This window comes from Sphingomonas sp. (assembly GCF_013812825.1).
GTDB lineage: Bacteria > Pseudomonadota > Alphaproteobacteria > Sphingomonadales > Sphingomonadaceae > Sphingomicrobium.
On record NZ_JACCSU010000058.1, the window covers coordinates 1 to 9,596 of the forward strand.

10 protein-coding genes and 1 pseudogene are annotated in these 9,596 nt (G+C 68.4%); 5 read left to right on the plus strand and 6 right to left on the minus strand.

The genetic code is table 11. From position 1 onward, the window contains the following. Together H0T81_RS07550 and H0T81_RS07555 are read right to left on the minus strand one after the other, a co-directional pair. On the minus strand, positions 1-660 hold a 660-nt coding region (locus H0T81_RS07550; protein ID WP_294011482.1), incomplete at its 3' end, for an aldo/keto reductase. 154 nt (positions 661-814) lie between these two features. After that, entirely contained in the window at positions 815-1,654 is an 840-nt protein-coding gene (locus tag H0T81_RS07555) for an outer membrane beta-barrel protein (protein ID WP_294011483.1), read from the minus strand. Between the two features lie 217 nt (positions 1,655-1,871). Here H0T81_RS07555 and H0T81_RS07560 point away from each other — a divergent pair, with 217 nt between their 5' ends. The 5 genes from H0T81_RS07560 to H0T81_RS07580 are packed head-to-tail and all read left to right on the plus strand — an operon-like array spanning position 1,872 to position 4,901. Continuing rightward, entirely contained in the window at positions 1,872-2,624 is a 753-nt protein-coding gene (locus H0T81_RS07560) for an alpha/beta hydrolase (protein WP_294011485.1), read from the plus strand. Further along, complete coding sequence (locus H0T81_RS07565; RefSeq protein WP_294011487.1) at positions 2,621-3,319, plus strand: hypothetical protein; 699 nt, start codon at positions 2,621-2,623, stop codon at positions 3,317-3,319. The genes H0T81_RS07560 and H0T81_RS07565 overlap by 4 nt, the downstream gene beginning before the upstream one ends. After that, a complete protein-coding gene (locus H0T81_RS07570; protein WP_294011488.1) occupies positions 3,319-3,726 on the plus strand; it encodes a VOC family protein in 408 nt (135 codons plus the stop codon). The genes H0T81_RS07565 and H0T81_RS07570 overlap by 1 nt, the downstream gene beginning before the upstream one ends. Next, the gene (gene gloB / locus H0T81_RS07575) at positions 3,710-4,441 is read left to right on the plus strand and encodes a hydroxyacylglutathione hydrolase (protein ID WP_294011490.1); all 732 of its coding nucleotides are present in this window, start codon (positions 3,710-3,712) and stop codon (positions 4,439-4,441) included. The genes H0T81_RS07570 and gloB overlap by 17 nt, the downstream gene beginning before the upstream one ends. Before the next feature lie 52 nt (positions 4,442-4,493). After that, on the plus strand, positions 4,494-4,901 hold the full coding sequence (locus H0T81_RS07580; RefSeq protein WP_294011492.1) for a DUF6491 family protein: 408 nt from the start codon (positions 4,494-4,496) through the stop codon (positions 4,899-4,901). A 113-nt stretch (positions 4,902-5,014) separates the two neighbouring features. Here H0T81_RS07580 and H0T81_RS07585 read toward each other — a convergent pair whose 3' ends face one another. The 4 genes and pseudogenes from H0T81_RS07585 to H0T81_RS07600 form a co-directional block, all read right to left on the minus strand. Next, entirely contained in the window at positions 5,015-5,743 is a 729-nt protein-coding gene (locus H0T81_RS07585) for a L,D-transpeptidase (RefSeq protein WP_294011494.1), read from the minus strand. A gap of 63 nt (positions 5,744-5,806) precedes the next feature. Continuing rightward, on the minus strand, positions 5,807-7,549 hold the full coding sequence (locus H0T81_RS07590; RefSeq protein WP_294011496.1) for an AMP-dependent synthetase/ligase: 1,743 nt from the start codon (positions 7,547-7,549) through the stop codon (positions 5,807-5,809). A gap of 7 nt (positions 7,550-7,556) precedes the next feature. Next, positions 7,557-9,161: a gamma-glutamyltransferase gene (gene ggt / locus H0T81_RS07595; protein ID WP_294011498.1), complete on the minus strand. Its 1,605-nt coding sequence runs from the start codon at positions 9,159-9,161 to the stop codon at positions 7,557-7,559. A gap of 109 nt (positions 9,162-9,270) precedes the next feature. Next, a pseudogene (locus tag H0T81_RS07600) lies at positions 9,271-9,596 on the minus strand (dihydroorotate dehydrogenase (quinone)); the annotation flags it as partial.

Below are 9,596 nucleotides of genomic sequence, written 5' to 3' on the forward strand. Positions count from 1 at the left end.
GGGCGGGGGCGGCCGGTCCGGGTCGTATTTGCCGGTCAGAACGCCCTGGCCGAGTGGCGACCAGACGATCTGCGAAATGCCGTTGGCCGCGCACAGCGGGATCACCTGTTCCTCCGGCTCGCGCCACAGCAGCGAATATTGAGGCTGGCTCGAGACGAATTTGGTCACTCCGGCCATGTCCAGCGCCGCCTGGATGCGCTCCGCCGGCCACTCCGAAAAACCGATGGTGCGGACCTTGCCGCTGGCGACGGCCCGGGTCAGCGCCTCCATCGTCTCCTCGAGCGGGGTCTCGTCGTCGTAGCGATGGCACTGGTAGAGGTCGATGACGTCGGTCTGCAGCCGAGCGAGCGAGGCATCGAGCTGCTTTTCGACCTGGGCGCGCGACAGGCCGCGGTCCTCGTCGCTCATCGGGAAATAGAGCTTGGTGGCGAGGATGTAGCTGTCGCGCGGCCGGCCCTTGAGCGCGTCGCCGAGGAAGGTCTCGGCGGCGCCGCGGCCGTAGACGTTGGCGGTGTCGATGAAGTTGATGTCCTGATCGAAGGCGGCATCCAGACAGGCCTGCGCGGCGTCGGCCTCGACTCCAAGCCCGTAGGTGAGCCACGAGCCGAGCGAGATCTCCGAAACCTCGAGATCGCTGTCGCCAAGCTTCCGGTACCGCATCGGCTTCGCCTCCTCGCCAGACCCCTCAACCTGTGCCCGGACCGAGCGTTCCGCAATCGCTTCCCCGAAGGTTGGCGGCAGGCAAAGAAAATCCCGGGCGAAGCAGGTGCCTCGCCCGGGAAGTTGGTTACGCCCGTGTGTCGGGTGTTCGCGCTTATCCGCGCTCGCCGGCGCTCGGCGGCGGCGGCGGCGGAGGCGGCGGCAGCGGACACATGTCCGTCGCCATGATCACCGATCCGTCCGGGCACGTCTGCGTCGCAGGCGCCATAACGGGCGGCGGCGGCGGAGGCGGCGGGGGCGGCGGAGGCGGCGGCGGCGGAGCGAAGTTGTAGATCAGGCTCAGCAGCAGACTGTGCGACTTGAACCGCTCGCGAGAGCCGACGAAGCCGCCACCGTCCGCGTCGTTGAACTCATCGCGGAAGTTGAGCCGACCGGTGCGGAAGTAACGATACTTCAGGCCCGCATCGATGTTCTCCGACAGAGCCGTGCGAACGCCAGCGATCAGCTGCCATGCCCAGGCGCTGTCGCGATCGCCGAGCGCCTTGACGCGCGCGCGGCCGAAACCGCCGCCGACATAGGCGCCGAAGCCGGCGTCATCGCCGCCGAAATCGAGCAGCGCATTACCCATCAGGGAGAGCACGCTGACCTTGCCATCGACGTCGACATCGTCATCCGCGAGGCCGAAATCGTCGTCGAACTCGACGTCGTCGAACTTGGCGCGCTTGTAGCCGAGCTCGGCTTCGGCGCGGAACATTCCAAAGTCGTAGCCGCCGATCAGGTCGACATCGATGCCGCGCTTGAATTCCAAGTCGGCGACGTCCCCCTGAACGAAATCGGGAACGGTCGGGTCGGTGAACAGAAACTCACCTTCCAGATCCCAGTCCTCGGGGAACATGATGCCCCCCTCGAGCCCGACATAGCCGGCCCCGTCGCGAGCGACCGCAGGTGTTGCGATCGCCGCTGCGGCAACTGCCGCGAGAAGATATTTGCGCATGTGAATTTACCTCTTATGGCGCTTGATTGGCGGCTCCCCAACCGCTCGAATGGCCGAAAGTTTCAGCTAAGGAACGTCCTCGCGGCAATTGAAAATCAACTGATGCAAATGGGCCACACACGCTCATCGAGGGGATCCACAGGCAGTGCCGACGGCGCGGATAAAAGCCCTTTTGCCGTGTCCGGACAGCGCGGTTTGAGCCTAAGCGATTGATCCAATGAGCGGAACCCAACCCGGGCTCGATTATCTCGACGTCGGCGGCGCCCGGCTCGCCTACCGGCTGCGCGCCGGATCGTCGCCGACCCTGCTGTTCCTGCCCGGCTACGCGTCGGACATGGACGGCTCCAAAGCGCTGGCGCTGGACGCGTTCGCGGCAAGCCGCGGCGCGGCGATGGCGCGCTTCGACTATTCGGGAACCGGCTCATCTCAAGGACGCTTTGCCGAGGGGACGCTCGATCGCTGGATCGACGAGGCGCTGGCGATGGCCGAGCGGCTGAGCGAGGGGCCACTGATCCTGGTCGGCTCCTCGATGGGCGCGTGGATCGCACTGCACGTGGCGCTGCGGCTGCCCGAGCGGGTCCAATCGCTGGTCGGGATCGCCGCTGCTCCCGACTTCACCGACTGGGGCTTCACCGCCCAGCAGAAGAAACAGCTGCTCGACCACGGCAGCATCGAGCGTTCCAGCCCCCATGGCGGCGAGGCGCAGCTGACCACGCGCGCCTTTTGGGAATCGGGCGAGTCGCTGCGGCTGCTCGGCGGGCCGATCGCGGTCGACTGCCCGGTGCGCCTGGTCCACGGCGAGGCCGACGCCGACGTCCCGCCGGCGATCGCGCTGAAGCTGATGCGCCAGCTGCGTTCAGCCGATGTCCAGCTCAATATCCTAAAGGGCGGCGGCCACCGGTTGTCGGAGCCGCTCGAGATCGACGCGATCGTCCGCACCGTCGCCGCGCTTCTGGAGCCCGAGCCATGATCCTGTTCCTCGCCGCCGCCATCGCCGCCGCCGCTCCCGCTCCTGCTCCTCGGCAGGCCTGCCCCGACGTCGTCACCCCCGAAGCGTTCGTCTGCCGGGCGCTCGAGGCGAGCGGCGCCGGCAAGCCCGATGCGTCGGCCGCGGCCTTCGAACAGGCGGCGCTGGCGACCGCCGACGGCGACCCGGCCAAGGCGCGGATGCTGGCCGCCGCCGGCAACATGTGGATCGCGGCCAACCAGCCGGGCAAGGCGGCCCTCGCCCTCGACCGGGCGCTCGCCGGGACGGCCCTTCAGGCCGAGCAGCGCGGCGAGGCGCTGCTCGACCGGGCCCGGGCGGCCGAGGCGCAGAACGATCTCAAGACCGCCCGGGCGAAACTGAACGAAGCCGCCGCGACCATCGCCGCCGACCCGTTCTACTGGTATTTCTCGGCCGCCCTGGCGATCCGCGAGGAGAACCGGGCGACCGCCCAATATGCGATTGGCCGGGCGCTGAGCCTGGCTCCCGCCGACCCGACGATCCTGTTCGAAGCCGGCCACGTCGCCCATTTCGCCGGCGACATGGCCAAGGCGCGCTTATACTGGACCCAGGCCAGCCAGTTCGACCGCGACGGGCCGATCGGCAAGGCGGCGCTCGAGGCGCTGAGGCTGTTGCCCGCACCCGTGACGCCAAAGGCGCCGCCCGCTAAGAACAACTGATGCCGGGCCTGCTGGTCAACATCGACGTTCCCGATATAGCCTCGGGAGAAGCGTTCCACACCCAGGCGTTCGACCTCACGGTTGGGCGCCGGTTCGGATCCGATTTCGTCGAGCTGCTCGGGCTGGACGCGCCGATTTATTTGCTCAAAAAGGACGAAGGCACGCCGATCGCTCCGGATCGCGACGAGCACCGCCGCTACCAGCGCCACTGGACCCCGATCCATCCCGACATCGTCGTCGACGAGCTCGACGCCGCGACCGAGCGTGCGCTGGCCGCCGGCGCGGTGCTTGAAGCGCCGGCCCGCGACGCGCCCTACGGCCGGATCGCGATGTTCGCCGACCCGTTTGGACACGGCTTCTGCCTGATCGAGTTCAACTCCGAGGGTTACGATGCCTTCGCCACTTGAGATCGTCGTCGTTCCCGCTTTCACCGACAATTACATCTGGCTGGTGCACGACGCCGACAGCGGCGAGACGGCGGTGGTCGATCCCGGCGACGCGGCTCCGGCGCTCGCCGAGGCGAAGCGCCGCGGCTGGACGATCACCCAGGTGTGGAACACCCACCATCACTGGGACCATTCGGGCGGCAACGTGGCGATGAAGGAGGCGACCGGCTGCACCGTTTCCGGCCCCGCGGGCGAGACCATCCCCGGCCGCGACCTCGCGCTCTCCGAAGGCAGCGAGCTCAGGATCGGCGAGCATTGCGGGACCGCGATCGAGATTCCCGGGCATACGCTGGGCCACGTCGCGCTCTGCTTCGACCAGGACCGGATCGCCTTCGTCGGCGACACGCTGTTCGCGATGGGCTGCGGGCGACTGTTCGAGGGCACCGCGAAGCAGATGCACCATTCGCTCGGGCGGCTGGCGGCCCTGGCCGACGACACGGCGCTCTACTGCGGCCACGAATATACGCTCGCCAACGCGCGCTTCGCGGTCCACGCCGAGCCCGGCAACGCGGCGATCGCCGAGCGGCTGGCCGAGGTCGAGGCGATGCGTGCCGCCGGCCAGATCACGCTTCCCACCAGCGTCGCCCAAGAACGCGCGACCAACCCCTTCGTTCGAGCCGCGGGCGTGGAAGAATTCGCTCGCCTGCGGGCGGCAAAAGACAGCTTCCGTTCATAGGCGAGAGCGCCAATGCGTCGCAGACGCATTCGAAGTTGAAAGGTGGTCGTCCATGCGCGGCATTGCTCTCCTGTTGATCGGCGCGACTCTGGCATCCTGTGCGGCTGCGCCGCAGCCCGGCCGCAGCGCCAAGGCTGAAAACCGCTTCCAGCAATTGCTCGCCGGCAAGGTCGCCGGACCCGCGGTCAGCTGCCTGCCCAACTACCGCGCCAACGAAATGGTGGTGATCGACGACCAGACGGTCGCGTTCCGCGACGGCAGCCGGCGCGTGTGGGTCGCCAACCTCTCGCACCAGTGCTCGAACCTCGGTTCGGGCCACTACGCGCTGGTGACCAACCGGTACGGCGGCAGCGGCCTGTGCCGCGGCGACATCGGCCAAGTCGCCGACCTGTCCAGCGGGATGACGGTCGGCACCTGCGTGTTCGGCGACTTCACGCCCTACGAGAGCACGCGGGGCTAGCCAGGGCGCCGCGATTGTTGGCGCCATCGTGCGCGAATGCGGGCTCGCGGCCGTTCAGGGCCAGATGGCGACGCTCGGAGGACGCCACTCTTCATTAGCGCGGGCTGGCGCGTCTATTCCTGGACCTTGATCGGAATGCGCTGCTCGAGCTGAACCTGGTACTCCTCGGTGCGGTTGTCCTTCATCTTCTGGAACCATTGCGGGCCCTCCCAGGCGCCGCCGGCCTTCAACAGCATCTCGGCGAGCTGGAGCACGACTTCGTTGGCGGCCCGGATCGAACCGTGTGACGAGGCCTTGCCGAGCGAATTCAGGTCGTCGGTGCCGTGGACCGTGTTGGGCATTCGATAGACCAGCCGGGCGCGCCCCATCGGATTGTCCGGCGATCCGGGAGCTGCCCGCTTTTCATCCTTCGCCCATTCCTCGCTCTTGGGCGGAATCCACTCCGGGTTGAGGTCGACTCGATGGAATTCCCACGATCCGGTGGGAGTCGGCCATTCCTTCGTCCCAACGGCGACGTCGTGGGTCGACTTCAGCTGATTGCCCCGGAAGACCCGAAGCTTGCGATCGCTGATGTCGACCTCAAATCGCAGGTCCTGAAGTTGCTGCCGGGCCTGCTGGCGCGCTTGTGCCCGCTGCTGCTCGGGGCCGGATTGCAGCGCTAATTGCCTTGCTCGTGCCGCGGCCTGGGCATTGAACTGCTCGATGGGGTCGGGCTGGCTGGCCTGGACGCTTTGATCGACCTGATTTGCTCCTGCGTCCGAGTTTTCCGGTTTGACGGTGACCTCGCAAGCCGACAGCGCCCACAGCGCCAGTCCGACGGCGAATGTTCTGGCAAATATCATCGATTTTCCCTTCCACAGACCAACGAGACGAACGGCCGTTGGTTTCGAGCGGGCGTCGCGAACCTACTTCTTGTAGAGCGCGTCGAGCCGCTCGGCGTAGGCGGCCTTGAGGACGTGGCGGCGGACCTTCATCGATGGTGTGAGTTGCTCGTTCTCGATCGAAAAGGGCTCGTCGGCGATGATGAAGCGGCGCACCTTCTCGACAATGGACAGCTCGGCATTGACCCGCTCGAGGGCGGCCTTGAGCCGCTGCTCGACGTCCGGCTGACCGGCGTATTCCGGGTCGGGCACCAGCAGGCCGACGAGGTACGGGCGGCGGTCGCCGTGGACCATCGCCTGGGCGATCTCGGGCTGCAGGGTCAGCATCCCCTCGACCCGCTGCGGAGCGACATTGTCGCCCTTGTCGTTGACGATCAGATCCTTCTTGCGGTCGGTGATGACGATCCGGCCGTTGTCGTCGAGGTGGCCGACGTCGCCGGTCGCCAGCCAGCCGTCCCGGAGCACCCGAGCGGTCTCCTCGGGGCTGCGCCAGTAGCCGTGCATCACGTTCTCGCCGCGGACCATGATCTCGCCGTCCTCGGCGATCCGGACCTCGGTGCCGACCAGCGGCGGGCCGACCGTTTCGAGGCGGATTCCGGCGCTTGGCCGGTTGCAGCTGATCACCGGGCCGGCTTCGGTCTGGCCGTAGCCCTGGAGCAGGGTCAGGCCCAATGAGTGGAAGAACAACCCGACCTCGGGATTGAGCGGAGCGCCGCCCGAGACCATCGCCTTGATCCGGCCGCCGAAGCGGCGGCTGACCTTGCGCCGGACGGTCAGCGACAGGATTGCGTCCATCGGCAGGTCCCACGGCTTGAACCGGCCTTGGTAGCGGCTCGAGCCGACCTCCAGCGCGCGCTTGAGCAGGTAGTCGGACAGGCCGCCCTTGGCGACCGACTTGAGGATCCGCGCTCGGAGCATCTCGAACAGTCGCGGGACGACGACCATGATCGTCGGCCGCACCTCCTCGATGTTGGCGGACAGCTTCTCGAGGCTCTCGGCGTAATAGATCTGGGCTCCGAGCCCGACCGGGAAGTGCTGGCCGCCGGTGTGCTCGTAGGCGTGGCTGGCGGGGAGGAACGAGAGGAACAATTCCTCGTCCCAGCCGAAGTCCCTCGAAATGACGTCGACGCAGCCGGCGATGTTGTGGAGGATCGCTCCGTGGTGCTGCTGGACGCCGCGCGGGGCGCCGCCGGTGCCGCTGGTGTAGATGATGCAGGCAAGAGCCTCGCGCCCGACCCGCTGCAAGCGGCGCTCGAGAGCGCCGAGGTCGGGGTCGCCGGCGACCAGATCGTCCCAAGCATGGTAGCGGAAATCGTCGGTCGCCTGGCCGGTGCGGATCGCCTCGATGCCGATCAAATGGTGGCATTCGGCCGAGAACAGCACCGCCGGGACCAGCGACTTGGCGAGCTTCTGGTTGGAGACGATCACCGCTCTGGCGCCCGAATTGCCGAGAATGTGGGTGTGATCGCGCGTCGTGTTGGTGGTGTAGGTCGGGACCGTGACGCAGCCGGCGGCCATGATCGCGAGGTCGGCGATCAGCCATTCGGGCCGGTTCTCGCTGACTAGCATCACCCGGTCGCCGGGCTCGAGCCCGATCCGCTGCAGGCTCTCGGCGAGCGCCGCGACCTGTCGAGCGGCCTCGCTCCAGCTGGTCGCCCGCCAGGCGCCGTCGCGCTTGGCCGACAGGAACGGCTTGTCGCCCTTCTCGGCCGCGCGCGTCAGGAACATCGTCACCAGGTTGGGAAATTGCTCGAGCAGCCGGGCCATCAGTTGCTCACTCGCCGACCGCGGCGCCTTCGCTGCGCGGATCCGCGGCGCCGACCCAGCGGCCGCCCGTCCATTCGATCGCATTGGCCTTGAAAGATCCCGGCTCGCGGAAATCGATTTTTGAATGACCGAGCGCCCGCAGCGCCGGGATCATCGCCTCGTGCGCGGTGCCGCGTTCGACGAACAGCGTGTCGCCCGGAGCGAAGATCACCGGCAGCGCCAGCGCCTGCTGGGCGGTCAGATCCCAGTCGACGACAGCGACGATCGCCCTCGCCACCTGGGCGATGATCGTCGGGCCGCCGGCCGCTCCAACGGCGAGTCGGACCTTGTGGTCGGGACCGTAGACGATGGTCGGGCTCATCGAGCTGCGCGGCCTTTTGCCCGGCTCGACCTGGTTGGCGACCGGGATTCCGTCCTTGACCGGGACGATGCTGAAGTCGGTCAGCTCGTTGTTCAGATAATAGCCGTTGACCATCAGTCCGGAGCCGAAAACGCTCTCGATGGTCGAAGTCAGCGAGGCGACTTCGCCCCAGCGGTCGACGGCGACGAAATGCGAGGTTCCCGGAACATCGGCGGTGACGCCCGCCGTGACCCGCGGAGCTCCGGCGGGAGTGCCGGCGCTGACGGCCGCCAGGGTCCGGTCGGGAGCGATCAAGGCCGAGCGCGAAGCGAGGTAGCCGGGGTCGATCAGCCCGGCGACCGGGACCGGCACGAAGTCGCCGTCGGCGAGATAACGGTCGCGGTCGGCGAAGGCGAGGCGCATCGATTCGGCGATCAGGTGCCAGCTGGTCGGGGACGCCGGGCCGAGCGCGCGCAGGTCGAACCGCTCGATCTGCTTCAAGATCGCGAACACGGTCGTTGCGCCCGACGACGGCGGCCCCATGCCGCAGATCTTGTGCGCCCGGTAGACGCCGCACACCGGCGGGCGCGGCTTCGCATCGTAGGCGGCGAGGTCGCCGGCGGTCATCCGGGAGGGGTTGCGCGGCGAGCCGTTGACGGTGGCGACGATCGCCTGTGCGTTGGGGCCGACGTAAAAGGCGTCCGGTCCCTGCGACGCGAGCCGCTCGAGGAAGGCCGCCAGAGCGCGATTGCGGACGACCGTGCCGACCGGCAGCGGTTCCCCGTTCGGGCCGTAGAACAGCGCCCGGCCGTCGGCAGAAAGCGCGCCCGTCTCTCGCTCGCGGCCCAGCGCTCGGTGGAGCCGCGGAGTGATCGCGAAACCCTCGCGCGCGAGCCGGATGGCGGGAGCGAACAGCCTCGCCCACGGCAGCCGGCCCTGGTCGCGATGGGCGTCCGCCATCAGCCGCACATTGCCGGGGACTCCGACGCTCTTGCCGCCGGGGATCGCCTCGCCGATCGCCATCGGCTTGCCGTCCCTGAAGAACCAGGTGCCGGTCGCGGCCATCGGCGCGGTCTCGCGGCCGTCGTAGGTCGCGGGCGTGCCGTCGCCGTCGTCGTAGACGAGAAAGCCGCCGCCGCCGATGCCCGAGCTTTGCGGCTCGACCACGGTCAGCGCGAGCAGGGTCGCCAGCGCCGCGTCGGCCGCGCTGCCGCCGGCGCGCAGCATTTCAGCGCCCGCTTCGGCGGCGCGCGGGTCGGCGGCGCTGACCATGCCCGAGTTCGCGGCAATTGGCGCGGGGCGCGAAGAAGCGGTGGCGCAGCCGGCGAGGGCAAGGCAGGCGGCGGCTAAGCGGAACAGGCTCACGGGCATGAGGCGCGGGCTACTCGCTCCCCACCGCCTCGGCAATGCTGGCGAAACCGCCGCGCTCAAGCCGCTCGGCGAGCCCCGCGGCGATGCGGCGGCCGATGCGCGGCCCGTCGAACACCATCGCGCTGTACAATTGGACCAGACTCGCCCCGGCGCGGATTCGATCCCATGCGTCGTCGGCGGTGGCTATTCCGCCGACGCCGATCAGCGGCAGAGCGGCGCCGCCGGCACTGCGGAAGCGGCGCAACGCGTCGAGCGCAAGCCCTTTCAACGGCGCGCCCGACAATCCCCCCGTCTCGCCCGCATGGCGGGAGCCGAGCGGAGGGCGCGACACCGTGG

Coding starts and splice junctions, on each gene's coding strand:
- H0T81_RS07555 (WP_294011483.1), bottom strand. CDS start 1,654: ATGCGCAAATATCTTCTCGCGGCAGTTGCCGCAGCGGCGATCGCAACA.
- H0T81_RS07560 (WP_294011485.1), top strand. CDS start 1,872: ATGAGCGGAACCCAACCCGGGCTCGATTATCTCGACGTCGGCGGCGCC.
- H0T81_RS07565 (WP_294011487.1), top strand. CDS start 2,621: ATGATCCTGTTCCTCGCCGCCGCCATCGCCGCCGCCGCTCCCGCTCCT.
- H0T81_RS07570 (WP_294011488.1), top strand. CDS start 3,319: ATGCCGGGCCTGCTGGTCAACATCGACGTTCCCGATATAGCCTCGGGA.
- gloB (WP_294011490.1), top strand. CDS start 3,710: ATGCCTTCGCCACTTGAGATCGTCGTCGTTCCCGCTTTCACCGACAAT.
- H0T81_RS07580 (WP_294011492.1), top strand. CDS start 4,494: ATGCGCGGCATTGCTCTCCTGTTGATCGGCGCGACTCTGGCATCCTGT.
- H0T81_RS07585 (WP_294011494.1), bottom strand. CDS start 5,743: ATGATATTTGCCAGAACATTCGCCGTCGGACTGGCGCTGTGGGCGCTG.
- H0T81_RS07590 (WP_294011496.1), bottom strand. CDS start 7,549: ATGGCCCGGCTGCTCGAGCAATTTCCCAACCTGGTGACGATGTTCCTG.
- ggt (WP_294011498.1), bottom strand. CDS start 9,161: ATGGTCAGCGCCGCCGACCCGCGCGCCGCCGAAGCGGGCGCTGAAATG.